Origin of the sequence: Methylobacter sp. (assembly GCF_036845245.1) — a bacterium.
Lineage (GTDB): Bacteria > Pseudomonadota > Gammaproteobacteria > Methylococcales > Methylomonadaceae > Methylobacter_A.
This window is the reverse complement of the sequence record NZ_DAIUEH010000014.1, coordinates 45,712-62,283: the sequence shown is the minus strand read 5'-3', so window position 1 is coordinate 62,283 and position 16,572 is coordinate 45,712. Positions and strand designations below refer to the sequence as shown.

The window sequence follows — 16,572 nt, the reverse complement described above, 5'->3', positions numbered from 1 at the left end:
TTTATGTAATTGACAATAATTCTCATTAACGTTAAAGTTGTTCGCACTTAACACTCACGTCTGATCCATGACATCTTAAAAGTCGTTATATCCCGTGATCATGTGTTGAAACATGCCTCTCTATATTTATACGAACAACAATTGAGTTATCAAGGAGTTTGATCATGAAATGTGCGACCACTTGTATGGCGCTGACTTTGGCCGGTAGTGCTTATCTGGTTTCATTACCGTTAGCTGCTGCTGAGCCAAATCAAGACACTACTGTATTGGAAGAAATTACGGTCAAAGGAGACTGGCTGGGAGCACCGACCAAAGATAACGTTCGTACCTATCCAGGGGGGCGTTCCGTAGTCACTAATACCGAATTGCAACAGGCCGGCGCCCGTACCTTGGAAGATGCTTTACGCCTGGTGCAGGGCGTCCGCGCCCAGGATGAAACCGGTACCGGCATATTGCCGAATATCGGCGTGCGCGGATTGGACCCCAGACGCAGTACGCGCACGCTGGTGCTGGTCGATGGCATTCCTATCGCCCTGGCGCCTTATGGACAAACGGGCTTATCCATGTTCCCGATGACCATGCAAACAGTAGAAAGCGTTGATGTGGCGCGCGGCGGAGCTGCTGTACGCTATGGACCGAACAATGTGGGCGGCGTAATCAATTTCATCAGCAAACCGATCCAGGATAAATTCAGCGCCACCATAAGAGAGGCGTTAACCATTTCCACCGATACCGGCAATGTGCTGACCGATAGTTACCTGCGCGCCGGCGGTTTCGTCAATGACAAATTAGGCCTGCAATTCCAGGCCAATACAGTGATGGGCGATTCATCTCGCGCCCATTCGGACACCGAAGTGGAAAACATATCGCTGGACGCGCACTGGTTCGTCACTGACAACGCCGATATCAAGGCCGGGTTGCAGTATTACAACACCGACACCCAACTACCCGGCAGCCTGTCGCCCCAAGCCTACGATCAGGACCGTTTCCAGTCGCAACGGCCGTACGATAAATTCCAGGGCGATACCGTACGCGGACATTTGGTCTATAACCAAAACTTCGACCTTTTCGGCAGCCCGGCGGAATTCAACTGGACCAGTTTCGCTCATACCAGCGACCGCGAATTCACTGTCGGCTGTCAACTTAATACTGCTGCGACCTCCTGTAATCTTGATCCCTCCCTGACCTCCAATGGCGCACAAACCAGCCCACGCACATTTACCGTTTTCGGCACCGAACCGCGTCTAACCGTAGGCGCGAAAACCGGCTGGCTGGACCACAAAGTCACCTTGGGCGGGCGTTACGTCAGCGAAGCCGTCGAGCAGGGAGTCGACCGCCGCCGCCTGAGTACCGGCAGCGTCCTCACTGCCCAGGACTTCCATTTCGGCACCGACGCCTTTGCACTCTATGCCAGCGATACCTTGAGCGTGTGGAATGAACGCCTTAGCGTCACGCCGGGCTTACGTTCGGAATGGATAGACCAATCCAGCAACAACAAGCTGACCGGCGTGGTCCTCGATAGTCCCAGCAACGAACTGCTGCCCGGCGTCGACGTGGGCATCAAACTGTGGCCCGATAAAATATTCCTGTTCGGTAACGTGCACAAATCGTTACAACCGGTGCAATTCACCCAAATTACGCTCGGCGGCGATACCGGCGTGGAAAAAGCCTGGAATTACGAAGCCGGTTTGCGTGTATCGCCGGTATCGGACCTTGACACGACATTCAGTTATTTCCGTTTCGACTTCGACAACCAAATCGTCGGCGTCGTCGAAAACGGCACAACCCTATTCCGCAACCTCGGCCAAGCCAAGCATCAAGGCTACGAAACCGAACTGGACTGGCATCCATCTTTCCTGGCCGGCCTCAATCTTAAATCGGGCTACACCTATGTGGACACAGAGCAGTTGAACAACCTGTTCAGCGGCACCTCGCAAGTCGCGTTTAAAAATAACGAAGTGCCGTTCAGCTCGCATCATCAAATTACCCTGCAAGGCAATTACCGCATCAACACTGTCAATCTCAACGTCAACGGCTCGTACCTGAGTTCCGCATTTACCGATGCGGCCAACACCGTGGCGGAAAACGCCATTGGCGACAGAGGCAAGATACCGGGCTATTGGCTGTGGAACGCCCAAATCACCAAGGACTTTCGCGTAGACAAGGCCAACATGCGGGTCGGCCTTGCCGGTAACAACCTGTTTAACCAGGATTACTACTTCCGCGGAGTGGATACCAGCCTTGGCCGAATGCCGGGACCGGGACGCTCCGTAATGCTCAGCGTGCAAATGGATATATAAGGAAAAAAATGCATAACCAAGAATTAATTCTACTGACTCATGTCTCGACCGAATCGGTCAATGACGGTTTTCTACCGGCGACTCGCCGCCTCGGCCTGTCGCCTGTGCTATTGACCGACCAGGCCGAAGCGCATCGTCGGCATTTTAGCCAAAGCGGGCTCCCGGCCTATCCTGAAGCCATCATCGCCTGCGATGTGTTCAATCCGCTAGCGGTGATTGAAGCGGTCAGCCGGCGCGGGCAAAAACCGGTAGCGGTTTTCTCCAACAGCGATCACCTGCAAACCAGTACTGCGATTGTCGCCGATTATTTCAGACTACCCGGCAAGAACTGGCATGTGACTTATCGCGCTAAAAACAAGGCTGAAATGCGCAGCTACCTGAGCGAGCAAGGTATAGAAACGGTACGGCACGCCGTCGCATCGGAACCGGAAAGCCTGGCAAAGGCCGCAGCCGAAGTAGGCTTCCCCTGCGTGGTCAAACCACGCGAAGGAGTCGCCAGCCAGGAAGTCGGTTTGGCTCGGGATTACACCGAACTCGCCGCCCATTGCCAATCGGTTTGGCAAGCGCGACCCGGCCAAGTCATGCTATTGGAAGAATACCTCGAAGGCCCTTTATGTACCCTGGAAACGCTGGGTGACGGCGAAGGATTGCGCGCCCTAGGCGGATTTCATGTCCGCCTGTCCGCGCCGCCGCATTTTGTCGAACTGGAAGCCGATTGGAGCAGCGAGTTGGCGAAGCAGCAGCAGGTGCTGAACCAGATCACCCGTTTCGGCGTCGGCTTCGGCGCCTGCCATACCGAATTCGTATTGACCGCCCTGGGACCGCGCCTGATCGAAATCAATTACCGCTGCATCGGCGATCGGCGCGATTTCCTGCTGGAGCAGACGCTCGGTATCCCGCTGTTCGAAACCGTGCTGCGGTTGCATTTGGGCGAGCCGCTGTCCGCCCTGGCGTTGGCGCCGCGCGCAGCAGCGATACGTTATCTGACGCCCTCTACAGATGGCCAAATCGTCAGCGCTCCCACACCGTTCAGCCATAGCGGCGCGGCAGCCGACATCGTGCTTCGTGTCTTGCGCCAAGCCGGTGAATCGATTGCAATCACCCATTCCAATAAGGATTACCTGGGCGTATTGACCGGCGTCGGCACAGACGCGGCTGCGGTGCATCAAGCTCTAGCGCAAGCCGGTGCCGGCTTGGCTTGGGAGATCCGTTGATGAGCGTACCTCACCTTATCGCGGATAGCGCGAATAAAATTCAGCAGGACTATATCTGTCGGCGCGTCGTCGATGCACTACTGCGGGAAGATGTACGGGAAACACTAAGCCGGGGGAAAATTATCTTTGCTGAAGACGCACTGTTGCCCGATTTGCCGGTGCAGCCCAGCCACTGGCTGGCTGTCGATCACCTGGCTGACGGCTGCCTGTGGATTCCGGTCCGGCCTTGTACCTTCATGCAGGAATGGTCGCTACACGATCTTCCATTAATTTGGCAGAATAGCAGCGGATATCGTCCGTTGAACGACATCTCCGCCATCCTCACGCTATTCCGGCACGGATTGGATCAAGCCTTGGCGGCTGACTTTGAAAGCTACCAATTGGAATGCCTAACCGCAGTCGAGCACGGCGTTCTATGCGCAAAAGAGCAGGAGCGCTATTTTGCCGAAGTGCAAAGTAACGGCCGAGGCGCTCATCTCAGCCCGCATTGGCAAGACCGGCAGCTGCACTATGAGCGGCTGGCCGCGTTTCTTGACCATCCTTTATATCCGACGGCGCGCGCAAAACTGGGTCTTGGCCCGGACGACCTTGCTTTATACGCGCCTGAATTCCAGCGCCCTTTTCAATTACGCTGGATAGCGGTAGTCAAGGATATTCATTTCGGGCCGGAGGCTGCGATAAGTCTACAAGAACTCTCTCCAAGTTTTACAGACGTCGGGCTCGACGCCCGGGTGAGCGACGACCATGCGCTGCTGCCGGTTCATCCGCTGTTTATGCCTCAGATGCTGGATGCGCTAGCTAAAGCGCACGGCTTGCAAGGCAAGCTCCTGTTTGCGCCCAAACCTCATTTGAATGTTCTATCCACCTTGTCGGTGCGCACCCTGGCAATACAAGGCAGACCGGGGCTGCACATCAAACTGCCGATGGCTATCCGCACCTTGGGCGGTAAAAACATACGCACCATCAAGCCTAGCACCATTGCCGACGGCCATGCCGTGCAAAGCCTGCTGGGCCGGATAGCGGCTCAGGACGCGGATATTGCAGGCCGCTTGCTGCTGACCGACGAAAGCATCGGCGCCCATATCAACCACCTGCCCGAGCTGGGTTATATTTTGCGCCGCTACCCGGCCGGACTGGAGCAGGCTACCGTGGTGCCGGTGGCGGGCCTGCTCGCGCCAACTCCGCAAGGCTTGTCTGTGGCCGAAGAGCTGGCGCAACATTTCTTTGCCGGCCGGTTGGAGCATTTTCTCGACGCCTATCTGGAGACCACATTACGCATTCATCTGGTTCTATGGTTGCGCTACGGCATCGCGCTGGAATCCAACCAGCAAAATACCATGCTGGTGCTTGGCACCGGAATGCCGACCTTGCGCCTGTTGCTAAAGGATAACGACGCGCCGCGCATCCATGGCGCCCACCTTGCCGCCCGTTGGCCGACGCTGGCCGGGTTTATCGACGGCTTGCAAGACCGCCGCATCGTAGTGGACGACGAATTGCCGCTGGCGCAGATGTTCACCACCATCACCTTGCAGCTCAATATCGCCGTTCTAATCGAAGGCTTGTCAGGTCTGGGCCACTTGACCCGCAAGCAGCTTTACGGCTACGTGCGCGACAAAATAGCGGCGCTGCTCGCAGAACTTGCCGGGCAAGGGGAAGACACCGCTTTGGCGCGCCGCATCCTGCTCGAAGACGACCGGCAATACGTCAAATACCTGCTGACCGCGGCCAGCCTGAAACCCAAAGCCGCAACCGGCGCCGCCGACGTCAATAAGTTCTACGGCAAAAGCGGGCCTAACTTCCTGAAGGAGAACGTGTGACTATCGCCCAACGCCGCATGGTGATGGTTGTCATGTTTTGTCATTTTATCGCGGCTTTCGCCGCTCTCGGCATGCCGCCGTTTTTCGCTCTGATACTCAGCAAGTCGCTGCACAACAGCAACGCTTACCTGGTCGGCTGGTTTTACGTCGTGCCGACGTTTTTCACAGCGCTATCCAGCCCCTGGTGGGGTGCGTTTGCCGACCGGATCGGCAAAAAAATCTCATTGTTGCGCGCGCAGCTGGGACTTTCGGCGAGTTTCCTGCTGGCAGGCTATAGCAATGACACCGGACTGTTCTTTTTGGCCTTGGCATTGCAGGGAATACTGGGCGGTACCTTCGCCGCGTCCAATGCTTATCTCGCGACCCTATCCAGCGGTCCGGCCTTAGCCCGCAGCCTGACCTTGATGCAGGGCTCAGCGCGCGCCGCCCTGGTGGTCGCGCCCGCCGTGCTGGGATTGTTCGCCGCTTCGGTTTCGCCGATAGAACTTTACCGCTACCTGGCCCTGCTGCCGCTGGCTGCGGCCTTGCTGCTTTGGCTACTGCCAGAACCGGCGAAAACCGCACACGACGACTATCGACCGAAAAGCACCGCCGCAAACCGGCCGCTGCTGTCGGCAAATAACGTTTACCTGCTGCAATTTGCATTCGTTTTTGCCACCGTCGCCACCTTCCCCTATTTCATCCCTTATGCCCAAGGATTAGGGTCGGTCTCTATCGAACAGGCCGGTCTGCTGTTCGGCGTACCCAACCTGCTTTACCTGGCGACAGCCGGCATTTTAACCGGCCGTTTCGGGCAACGGGTGTCGCCGGCCGGGCCGGTATGGATGTTCCTGTTAATGGCTGTCGCCCTGCTCGGGCAAGCCCAGACCCAAAGCCTGTCGGGGTTGATCCTGTGGCGGCTATTGATGGGGCTGGCCATGACCGGCGGCTTTATCGTGCTGCACGCCTTGGTGGCGGCGCTGGTTCACGAAAACAACGCCGGACGCACCTTCGGCTGGCTGGAAAGCGGTTCGAAATGGGGCGCGGTAGCCGCCGGTCTGGCCGCCGGAGCCATGGTCGACGGTTTCGGCCCGCATGCACCTTTTTTACTCGGCGCCGGGATTATGACCGTGGCCGCCGCTTGGCTGGCAATTTCAAACTTTTGCCGCCACTGCACCGAAAATATCTGACTTTTTGGAGACTAATCATGAGACATCAAGCACTGCAAACTTTTTACCAAACCTGCTCCGCCGAAGATCAAGCCGGCCAGCGCAGCCTGGAGACACTGCTCAATTGTTATTGCCGGGAAGTCGCCGGACCGGCCGGGCAAATCGGTATCGGTCCGCTGTTCGGCCAGGGCGATTGGCCTCTGGCTTTACGAACGGCGCTGGGGCACGGCGGTGGAAAAGCGATGCATATCCTGTTGCCGCACAGCGGAGAACGGCTTTTAGTGGCGGTCGACCAGGCTTCGCCTACCGGCAACTACCGCTATCGCTCGCCTTTCTATCATAAATTACCGGGGCGGTCCTGGGCGCCGCTGGACTGGCACACCTTGTCCACGTTGCTGCTGCACGATCTGGCAAACCAAAACAACGTGCCGTTCAATCAGGAACTACTGGAACAAATCCGCGACAGCGTTGCGGTAACCAAGGCCATCCTCGCCGTACCGCAACCGGCATTACCCGGCAAAGCCTTGGCCGCCTATCTCGATTCCGAACAGTCTTTGTCATTCGGCCACCCATTCCATCCGGCACCGAAGAGTCGGCAAGGTTTTTCGGCGGCGGATGTGCAACGCTATGCTCCAGAGTTGGGTGCCAGCTTCCCGCTGCATTATTTCGCCGTGCGCCGCGAACACTGGCTCCAGCAATCGCTGCTGCCGGAATCCGCCGATGCGTTGCTGGCCGCCCAAGCGCCCGTCGGCCTGCAAACGGACGACGATTTCGCGCTGTTGCCGGCGCATCCCTGGCAAGCGCGTTATTTACTGTCGCGACCGGCCGTGCAGGCGGCTCTCGAACAGGACCGAGTGCGCGACTTGGGTCCGCAGGGACCGGCTTATTTCGCCACGTCGTCGATACGTACCTTGTTCCACCCGGACAATCCCTATTTTTACAAATGTTCCCTGCATGTGCGCATCACCAATTGTGTGCGCAAGAACGCCATTTACGAGCTGAACGGAGCGCTGCAAGTCACCCGCATCATGCGGACCGTCGGACCGCGCCTGGCCGCGCAATTCCCCAGCCTGCGGATACTGGAGGAACCGGCCTACGCCTCTATACGCCTTGGCGGCGATGAATTCCCGGCCGCGCAAGAAGCGGCGGAAGGTTTCGGCTTGATCCTGCGCCAGGGACTGGACCCGGCAGACACCGCCGCAACGACGCCGCTACTGACCGGTTCCCTGTTCGGCAATCACACCCGGGGCCAGGCACGGCTGGCGGACATTATCGGCCGATTGGCGCGAAGACAAGCTTCGCCGTGGGATAGGGTAGCGGAAGACTGGTTCTCGGCCTATGTCGAACAACTGTTGCCGCCGGTGCTGCATTGCTTTTTCGATCACGGCATCGTGTTCGAACCGCACTTGCAGAACGTACTGATCGGCTTGACCGATGACTGGCCCAGCCACGTCTGGCTGCGCGATTTCGAAGGCGTCAAACTGGTAACGGGACGATTTAACGCGGTTGCGCTCGACGGCGTCGGCGCAAGAGTGCGGCAAGCACTGTTTTATAGCGAAGATCAGGGCTGGAACCGCATCGCCTACTGCCTGCTGGTCAACAACTTCTGCGAGGCGATAGCGCAATTGAGCGCCTTGCACCCGTCGCTGGAACCTCGCCTGTGGCGTATTGTCGGTCACCAGTTACGCTGTTATCTGGCTCAACACGGCAACCCGAACGCGACACGGCGCGTCAATGCCTTATTGGCAGGCGCGCCCTTCCCCGCCAAAGCCAACCTGATCAACCGCTTTTACAAACGCCCTGATCGCGATTCCAGCTATATTCCATTGCCCAGCCCGTTGGCTTATCTGGGAGATGCGTAATATGAACCGATCGTTAGCACGAGTGACGGAAGCCGTTCATCTCGCCTGCACCGATGAACCTTTATGCGCCTATATCTATGACTTGGAGGCATTGGATAAGCATGCCGCCGATTTGGCCGCTACGCTGCCGTACAACTGCGAACTCTTTTATGCGGTCAAAGCGAACTCGGACCTGCCGATTCTGCAAACCCTTGCACCGCATGTGCACGGTTTCGAAGTCGCATCCGGCGGCGAGCTGGACTGGGTACGCAGCCATTTCCCCGATACGCCGGTGATTTTTGGCGGACCCGGCAAGCTCGATACCGAACTGACCGCCGCGCTGGAGCTTGGCGTTGAATTACTGCACGTTGAAAGCCTGGGCGAGTTACGTCGGCTGGCTTGGCTGGCCCGAAACACGAACCGGCAGGCCGATGTGCTGCTGCGTATCAATCTTGCGTTGGACGGCGTGCCGACCACAACATTGACCATGGGCGGCCGAGCCACCCCGTTCGGTATCGATTCCGGCCAACTGCCGGAATGCCTGACATGGCTGGCGCGGCACCCGGAAATCCGTTTACACGGTTTCCACTTTCACCTGATGTCCCACCAATTGGATGCCGACGCTCATCTGGACTTGCTTGCGCGTTACTTCCGCCAAGCGCGGCAATGGCGGGAGCAATTCGGGCTGAGCATTAACCACCTCAACGTGGGCGGCGGCATCGGCATCAACTACCGCGAACCCGACCGGCAATTCGACTGGAAGGCATTCAGCAGCGGACTCGCAACATTGATAAAAAGCGAAAATATGGAGGACTGGCGCATCCGCTTCGAACCGGGCCGTTACTTGACCGCGGCCTGCGGCTATTACGCGATGCAGGTTTTGGATATCAAACAATGCTTCGGCCGCCATTTTGCGGTCGGCCGCGGCGGCACCCACCATTTCCGCACACCTTATGCCCAAGGGCACAGCCATCCGTTTTTCATAGTGCCGCGCGAGTACTGGCCTTATCCGTTTCCCCGGCCCGGCGTGGAGCAGACCGAAATCACCGTGGTAGGCCAGCTCTGCACGCCCAAGGACGTTTTAGCCACTGCCGCACCGGTGGAACGGTTGCGGGTCGGCGACTTGCTGGTGTTTAGCTATGCCGGAGCCTACGCCTGGCATATCTCCCATCACGATTTCCTGCGCCATCCGCACCCGCAGCATATCTATCTATCGCCACAGGAGCCGGTTCATGCTGCAAACCAATAAACTGAAACAATCCCTGCGTAACGGCGAGACGGTATACGGGCTGCTAAATTCAATACCGGCGCCGTTGCTGGTGGAAATGCTCGGTTATGCCGGATACGATTTCGTCATCCTGGACCTGGAACATGTGAACACCAATCCGGAAACCCTGGAAAACATGATCCGGGCCGCCGAATGCGCAGGTCTTACCGCCTTGGTGCGCGTCCCCGGTATGGATGCCGCTGCGATTTTGCGCGCCCTGGACAGCGGCGCGCAAGGCATCGTCGTCCCTCACGTGCAAAACCGCGCCGAAGCCCAAGCCGCCGTCAGCGCCAGCCGCTACCACCCGTTGGGCCAACGCGGCATCAGCGGCGGCCGCACCACGGGTTTCGGCCGCCTGGACCTGCCGAGCTATTTCGAACAGGCCAACGCCGAGCTATTGGTCGCGGTCATGATCGAAGACCGGCTCGGCGTAGAAAACATCGACGAGATCGTCTCCGTGCCGGGTATCGACCTGGTGCTGGAAGGCGCAATCGACCTGTCCCAATCTTACGGCGTACCCGGCCAGGCTCAACACCCTGAAGTTCAGGCCGCGATCATGACCGTCGCCGATGTCTGCCGCAAACACGCTGTGCCGTTTTGCGCCGTGCCGCGTCAGCCGGAACAGCGAGAATACTGGCTTCAGCGCGGCGTTCATGCGTTCCTGCTCGGCGATGACCGGGGCGTCGCTTTTCGGTCATTCAAAACGCACCTGCAAAACTGGAAAAAACCGCCATTGCCTTGACGGCACTATTGTCAAAATTCAGCTTGAAATTACCCGCTTGCTCAATATCACGGTCGATTTATTGACTCCCCGAGCCTACCCGACAAATTTCGCGACCAAGTAATAAAACAAGCGCAGCCGGTATGAAAACCTTCGATTTATCTTTAATGACTCAGTCCTTATTGAAAGGGCTTTCTCTTGACAATAAAGACCAAGCCAACTAAGTTGGCTAGCATTAGCCAACAAAGACTAGGTGCCCTCTATGCAAGTCAACATACTCGAAGCCAAGAACAACTTATCCAGCCTCATCGTTGCCGCCGAGAGAGACGAAGAAGTAGTAATCGCCCGTAATGGCGTACCCGTCGCCAAACTTGTTAAATACACGGCCAACAAAGTCGCTCCCCCTGGTGCCTGGAAAGGTCGTGCCGCTTATGCGGCGGACTGGAATTCCGCCGAGACTAACGCCGAAGTAGAGCAATTATTCACCGATAGCAATAATGCGCCTGCTGCTTGATACCTGCATTGTTTACGATTGGCTGACGGGCGAAATCAAGGACCGCCCGATCATCGAGCGGATTCAAACCGAAGGCGCATTGGTCAGTTCGGTTACGCTCTGGGAGATGGCAATTAAAAACGGCTTGGGTAAAATGCCCTTGCCCTCGGAACATATTGCCGAAGACATTGAAGCGCAAGGTTTTCAATGGCTGAATATCACGCCTTACCATGCCCAAACCGTTCTCGAATTGGGCGATCATCATAAAGACCCGTTCGACCGATTGCTGATTGCCCAGGCCAAGTACGAGAAGCTGTGTATTGTGACTTACGATGGGGTGTTTCAGGATTATCTTGATGATGTGATGTTTATTAGGAAATAGATAAACTTGATGGCCCGTACTATGACACACTACGCACCACTTGATCTTAGTTATTGGGCAGAAAAGCATTGCCCAATCTCAGATAATGCCCCATGGTTTTCAAAAAACTCAATTAAATAGATTTATGAGACTGCTAAATTCTGATGATCGTATAGCTTGGATACGACTTAGCCATAAACGAAATAAACGAGAAAAGAAACGTTTAGATAAAAAGCGAAATAAACAGAGTCATAACCGTCGAAAAGGGACCAAGCCGTCTTTCGTTCTAAAATCACCTGAAATATTCGAGCTAATAGGCAGTATTAATCGTAAGTTGCTACTTGAATTTATTGGAAAACTTCGGGATAAAGTGCTAATCCAGAAAAGACCTGTAAGAATTGATTTTTCAAACGCTAAACGAATGGTTGTTTGTGGAACCTTACTGTTTTTTTCTGAGCTCCATCGAATTAAACGAGAACTTGGGTCATTAAATTTAGTATCTTGCATTCCACCGAAAGATGAAACAGCTGCTCAGGTACTACAACATCTAGGAATTTTGAAGATGTTAAAAAACAGTTGTTCAATTATTCCAAAGCGCTCCGATGTAATCAATTGGAAAATTGCATTCGGAGAACTTACAGATGCTACAAAGGTTGGCGAGATATTGGAAGCAGAAAGCAGGCTGCCACAAACCAAAGCTAAGAAACTATATCGGGGAGTCTCTGAAGCAATGACTAATGTTTCGCAGCATGCCTATATGGATTTACGAAATGACGGTGCAGAAATTATAGGTGATAAGGGATGGTGGATGTTTTGTCGTGAAGAAGAGAACCATATTTCTGTGGCTTTTTGCGATTTAGGAGTAGGTATTCCAATTACGCTGCCGAAGACAATAGAAGAAAATCATGAAGAAAATATGTTCAAATCAATTTTGTGTAAATTGTTCACGGATAAGAAGAAATATTCAGATGGCGAATTAATTCGTGCAGCGATAGAAGTTAAAAGGAGTCGAACCCAAAAGCGTCATCGCGGGAAAGGATTACTGGATATGATTAAAGCAATAGACACGACTCAAGGAGGCAGGTTGGTAATTCTTAGTAATAAGGGCGGTTATCTGTATAATCTAAACAATTCTAATCCATCCGAAGACGTTAAAAACTATAAGGATTCCATTTTTGGAACCTTGATTCTTTGGTCTTTACCAGTAAGTCGGAATACAGAGGTAAAATTATGAATACCATCACTACGACGATTATTGATATTGGGAGAGATTTTTCCCGGTATCCTGCTGGACGGTATGAAACCGATGGGCCGTTCAGCGGTGAACTTTTCCGAGCTAAATTTTTAGTCCCTGTCTTAGACAGTAACGGGCATGTAACCATTGAATTAGATGAGACTGCCGGATATGGTTCCTCATTTCTAGAGGAAGCGTTTGGAGGACTAGTTCGATTGGGTTATTCATCAACACAAATAAAAAATACTATAACTTTACATTCAGAAGATCCCAGTTTGCTTGAGGAGATTGAAGAATATATTCTCGATGCGGAGCAAGGCTAATATGGGCTGGACACAAATAGTAACTTGGTTACTGGTTATTTTGGGATGGCTATTGGTAAACCATCAAAATAATGTTCGTGAAAAGCGCAAAGAGATACGAGCTATACTTGATAAAACTCAATCTTTTTTGGATGAAATTGAAATCGAAGCTATAAAGTATCATACAAGCCAAGAATCCAGTGATTCGGCTTTTCAGCTGAAACGAAATTTGAATCAAAAATTGCGTAACAAACTCGATATTCTGAAATTACGAAATCTTAACGTTGAAAAATGTTATCCGCATTTAAAAAAGCTCCGCCAAGCGGTTACGCTGGAAAATTTTGATACCTCCAGTTTTAAACCTCAAAATTTTAGCGATGATTTAATAAAAAATATCTGGCTTGCTAAAGATAAGTTAAGTCAAGAACTTGAAAATAGTTTTGCAACTCGATATCGCTAAGATTTTGTAAGTCTAGCAAATTGATCAACTTCTTTCCGTTGCCCGACATCTTGACTAATTATTTAACCCCGCCATCAATTCCCCAGCCATATCCCCCAACTTTTTCGCCGCCCGTTCCAACCTATCATTCCACGGCACGGCGCAACGAACAAAAGTTCCAGAAGAACAAAAGTTCCAGGTCTTGCATTGTGCAATTCAATACACCAGTATCATTGATTATGTTCACGCCCCGTATACCATAGTATTTTGCTAAACCGGAGCGAGCCGATTTAACCAAACAAATTTTGATTATGGGGAAGAAATAAAATGCCGGAAATATCGAGGTTCTACGGAATTATTATTAAATTGTTTTTTAGTGATCATCCACCGCCACACTTTCACGTCGTTTATGGCGAGTACAACGCGCTTTTTGATATTGAAACGTTGGAAATAATAGAAGGGGATTTACCCAATCGCGCCCAAAAGATGGTTGTTGAATGGGCGACACGCTATCAAGCCGAATTGATGGCCATGTGGACGAAGCAACAGTTCCATAAACTGCCGCCGCTGGAGTAATTATCATGAACTATCCTAAAATTCTCGCTGTCCAGCCAATGGACGATTACCAATTATTAGTTGAATTTACAACCCACGAAAAACGTCGCTACGATGTAAAACCGTTATTAAACAAAACCATGTTTGCCGCGTTAAAAAATGCCGCTTTTTTTAAAAGCGTTAAAGTCGAGCAAGGTGGTTATGCGGTGAGTTGGAACGATGATATTGATATTAGCGAATATGAGTTATGGCGTAACGGTTATGCTGACTGAACTACCCCAGCCTTGCTAATTGTTTAATCCCGCCATTAACTCCCCAACCATATCCCCCAGCTTTTTCAACGCCCGTTCCAATCGGTCATTCCAGGGCACGGCGCAACTAAGCCTGATGAAGTTGCCGTATTTTTTTTGCGTAGCGGAGAACAGCGGCCCGGGAGCGATGATGATGCCTTCCAGGCTCGCGCGCCGATGCAATTCCATCGCATCGACGCTTTCCGGCAGTTCCACCCACAACGCAAAACCGCCTTCCGGTTGCGTCACTTTAGTTCCCTCGGGAAAAGACAGGATCACTGCCTTCACCGTGCGAGCCACGCTATGGGCATATTCCTGCCGGACCTGACGCAGATAACGGTCATAACCGCCTTGCTCCAGCAAATGGGCAATAACAAGTTGATTGAGCGTCGGCGTGGCCTGATGCAGCATGTATTTGAGATTTTCCACTTTTTTCATAAACCGGCCCGGAACCAGCCAACCGACGCGCAAGCCCGGCGACAAGGTTTTTGCAAAGGACGAGCAATACAGCACTTCGCCCTGTTGGCTCCAAGCCTTGGCGACGGAAGGCCGTTTCAATCCGAAGCCCAAATCGCCATAGACATCGTCCTCGACCAACGGAATACCGTTTTTTTCCAGTAACGCCACCAGGTTTTTTTTCCGCTCGTCCGACATGCAAGAACCGACTGGGTTGTTATAGTTGGAAATAATCAGGCAGGCTTTGATCGGCCACTGTTCGATAGCCAGTTGCAGCGCTTCAACAGAAATGCCGTCGCGCGGATGAGTCGGGATTTCCAGCGCTTCCATGCCACAGGACTCGATGACCTGCAACAATCCGTAAAACGTCGGCGATTCGATAGCGATCACATCGCCCGGCTTGCAGATCGCCAGCAACGCGAGCCGAACGGCGTCCCTGGCGCCTTGCGTAATGACAATATCATCAGGGTTGACAGCACAATTCAATTCGACCATGCGTTTGGCAATCTGGCGGCGAAGCTCCTGATTGCCGAGCAATTCATCGGTGTCGAAACAGCGTTTTTCAAACAGGCGCACCACTTTTTGGGTGGCCTGTTGCAAAACGCGCGTCGGCAAAAAATCAGGCGCGGGTACGGAAGAACCCAGATTGATCTGGTAAGGATCTTTCGCGGCCAGCAGAATCTGCCGTGTCAGGGACTGGCCTGTCACTCGGGAAGGCATCGTTGACGGCTCGGAAATATCGGGTTCGGTGACGGCTAGTCGATGAAAGGCGCTGACATAGTATCCGGAGCGCGCACGCGCCTGGATTCGTCCTTGGTCTTCCAGCAGCCGGTAGGCTTCAAGTGCGGTCGATACGCTCACGTTCAGTTGCTGACTTAAACGGCGTATGCCCGGTAAGCGTTCGCCTGAACGATAAACGCCTTGTTCGATATGGGCGAGGATATTGTCCGCTACGGTTTCATAAAGATGTTTCATCGATTTTAGGTCTCTGCGGGTTGTCTGCCCGGCAAATTTAGCACAACTGTACCGCTTAGTTATTTAATTTTTTTATATTGTATCTCTCCAGCCCATCTGATATCCCTCGTTCCCACGCGCTACACCCAGTATTTACACGACGTGCATTTTTCGATCCGTTGACCGTAACTCGCGGCGTAGCGCGCCTTTAACTGTATTCCCACTCAGCGCGTCATTGCCATTAAGTTAAGCGTTGTAGGAGCGGGCCATGCCCGCGATGAGGGAGCGCAACGGTAATTGTCGTTCAAATTTCGCGGGCATGGCCCGCTCCTACCGCATCATTGTGCTTAACTTAATGGCAGTGACGCAGCGAGTGGGAACGAGGCAAACTGCGATTAATCCAGCTTATCCATAACAGTTATCCGCTTTATTAAGCGGAACAGATCATTCAAACCGTAATCTGTACCCTAAAAATCGTTTTTTCCTGAATCTGTCAGCAATACTGCCTCGCTCGTAAACTATCTTCCGTCAATCCCCCTCATTTATTGACAGCTATAACTCTCCCTGCATCGCGCCATTGATGCAGGGTTTTTTACTCATAACAAGGAGCATTCCATGCCAGCAGTTCAAAAACCAGCCCACGTCAACGGCGATTTTTTTGTGGATTACGAAGAGAAAGTATTCGAGGACGTCAAAGCCCAACCCGGCGAAAAAGCCCTGGTGAAATTCCACACTGTCGCCTTTGAAGGTTCCATCGGCTTCGTGAATCTATTGCAGGCGACCCGTCTGCAACGCAAAGGCTTTGAAACCTCGATCCTGTTATACGGGCCGGGCGTGACGCTCGGCATTCAGCGCGGCTTTCCGCGCTTGGGCGACGAGGCTTTTCCGGGACACCAGAACTACACCACCCAAATCAACAAATTCATGGCCGAAGGCGGCAAAGTCTATGCCTGCCGGTTCGCACTGCAAGCCTTGTACGGACACGGCGAACCCAGCCTGATCGAAGGCATCCGCCCGGTCAGCCCGCTGGATGTATTGGACATCGTGCTGATCCATCGCCGCGAGAACGCTTTCATCCTGGATACCTGGACGATGTAAATCATTCGGAACACTAAAAACGGCGGTTTTGTCCACGAAAGACACAAAAAACACGAAATAAACCGCGTACATCTACCGTTAA

16 protein-coding genes are annotated in these 16,572 nt (G+C 53.3%); 15 read left to right on the top strand and 1 reads right to left on the bottom strand.

The features are described from left to right. The first annotated feature begins 164 nt into the window (after positions 1 to 164). The 14 genes from V7051_RS08235 to V7051_RS08170 all read left to right on the top strand — a co-directional run bounded on the left by V7051_RS08235 (position 165) and on the right by V7051_RS08170 (position 13,964). Positions 165 to 2,300 carry a TonB-dependent receptor family protein gene (locus V7051_RS08235; RefSeq protein ID WP_333874442.1) on the top strand — a complete coding sequence of 712 codons (2,136 nt, stop codon included), beginning with the start codon at positions 165 to 167 and terminating at the stop codon, positions 2,298 to 2,300. 8 nt (positions 2,301 to 2,308) lie between these two features. After that, positions 2,309 to 3,514 (top strand): ATP-grasp domain-containing protein, encoded by a 1,206-nt coding sequence (locus V7051_RS08230; protein ID WP_333874443.1) that lies wholly within the window; start codon positions 2,309 to 2,311, stop codon positions 3,512 to 3,514. Continuing rightward, the gene (locus V7051_RS08225; protein WP_333874444.1) at positions 3,514 to 5,331 is read left to right on the top strand and encodes an IucA/IucC family protein; all 1,818 of its coding nucleotides are present in this window, start codon (positions 3,514 to 3,516) and stop codon (positions 5,329 to 5,331) included. The genes V7051_RS08230 and V7051_RS08225 overlap by 1 nt, the downstream gene beginning before the upstream one ends. Then, the gene (locus tag V7051_RS08220) at positions 5,328 to 6,500 is read left to right on the top strand and encodes an MFS transporter (protein WP_334168734.1); all 1,173 of its coding nucleotides are present in this window, start codon (positions 5,328 to 5,330) and stop codon (positions 6,498 to 6,500) included. Before V7051_RS08225 ends, V7051_RS08220 begins: the two co-directional genes overlap by 4 nt. A 17-nt stretch (positions 6,501 to 6,517) precedes the next feature. Further along, a complete protein-coding gene (locus tag V7051_RS08215; RefSeq protein ID WP_333874445.1) occupies positions 6,518 to 8,341 on the top strand; it encodes an IucA/IucC family protein in 1,824 nt (607 codons plus the stop codon). A gap of 1 nt (position 8,342) precedes the next feature. Next, positions 8,343 to 9,569: a type III PLP-dependent enzyme gene (locus tag V7051_RS08210; protein WP_333874446.1), complete on the top strand. Its 1,227-nt coding sequence runs from the start codon at positions 8,343 to 8,345 to the stop codon at positions 9,567 to 9,569. After that, positions 9,553 to 10,329: an HpcH/HpaI aldolase family protein gene (locus tag V7051_RS08205; protein WP_333874447.1), complete on the top strand. Its 777-nt coding sequence runs from the start codon at positions 9,553 to 9,555 to the stop codon at positions 10,327 to 10,329. The genes V7051_RS08210 and V7051_RS08205 overlap by 17 nt, the downstream gene beginning before the upstream one ends. A 241-nt stretch (positions 10,330 to 10,570) precedes the next feature. Beyond that, the gene (locus V7051_RS08200; RefSeq protein WP_333874448.1) at positions 10,571 to 10,822 is read left to right on the top strand and encodes a type II toxin-antitoxin system Phd/YefM family antitoxin; all 252 of its coding nucleotides are present in this window, start codon (positions 10,571 to 10,573) and stop codon (positions 10,820 to 10,822) included. Then, on the top strand, positions 10,806 to 11,183 hold the full coding sequence (locus V7051_RS08195; protein ID WP_333874449.1) for a type II toxin-antitoxin system VapC family toxin: 378 nt from the start codon (positions 10,806 to 10,808) through the stop codon (positions 11,181 to 11,183). Before V7051_RS08200 ends, V7051_RS08195 begins: the two co-directional genes overlap by 17 nt. A gap of 40 nt (positions 11,184 to 11,223) precedes the next feature. After that, a complete protein-coding gene (locus V7051_RS08190) occupies positions 11,224 to 12,396 on the top strand; it encodes a hypothetical protein (protein WP_333874450.1) in 1,173 nt (390 codons plus the stop codon). Beyond that, positions 12,393 to 12,719, top strand: a complete 327-nt coding sequence (locus V7051_RS08185) for an STAS-like domain-containing protein (RefSeq protein WP_333874451.1) — start codon at positions 12,393 to 12,395, stop codon at positions 12,717 to 12,719. The genes V7051_RS08190 and V7051_RS08185 overlap by 4 nt, the downstream gene beginning before the upstream one ends. A 1-nt stretch (position 12,720) precedes the next feature. Beyond that, the gene (locus V7051_RS08180; RefSeq protein WP_333874452.1) at positions 12,721 to 13,158 is read left to right on the top strand and encodes a hypothetical protein; all 438 of its coding nucleotides are present in this window, start codon (positions 12,721 to 12,723) and stop codon (positions 13,156 to 13,158) included. A 306-nt stretch (positions 13,159 to 13,464) separates the two neighbouring features. After that, positions 13,465 to 13,713, top strand: coding sequence for a type II toxin-antitoxin system toxin DhiT (gene dhiT / locus V7051_RS08175; RefSeq protein WP_333874453.1), 249 nt, complete (start codon positions 13,465 to 13,467; stop codon positions 13,711 to 13,713). Between the two features lie 5 nt (positions 13,714 to 13,718). Next, the gene (locus V7051_RS08170; protein ID WP_305270228.1) at positions 13,719 to 13,964 is read left to right on the top strand and encodes a DUF2442 domain-containing protein; all 246 of its coding nucleotides are present in this window, start codon (positions 13,719 to 13,721) and stop codon (positions 13,962 to 13,964) included. A 15-nt stretch (positions 13,965 to 13,979) separates the two neighbouring features. Here the strand turns inward: V7051_RS08170 and V7051_RS08165 are convergent, their stop codons facing one another. Beyond that, on the bottom strand, positions 13,980 to 15,413 hold the full coding sequence (locus V7051_RS08165; RefSeq protein WP_333874454.1) for an aminotransferase-like domain-containing protein: 1,434 nt from the start codon (positions 15,411 to 15,413) through the stop codon (positions 13,980 to 13,982). A gap of 594 nt (positions 15,414 to 16,007) precedes the next feature. Here V7051_RS08165 and V7051_RS08160 point away from each other — a divergent pair. Next, positions 16,008 to 16,490, top strand: coding sequence for an MSMEG_0572/Sll0783 family nitrogen starvation response protein (locus V7051_RS08160; RefSeq protein WP_027149996.1), 483 nt, complete (start codon positions 16,008 to 16,010; stop codon positions 16,488 to 16,490). Positions 16,491 to 16,572 lie beyond the last annotated feature (82 nt).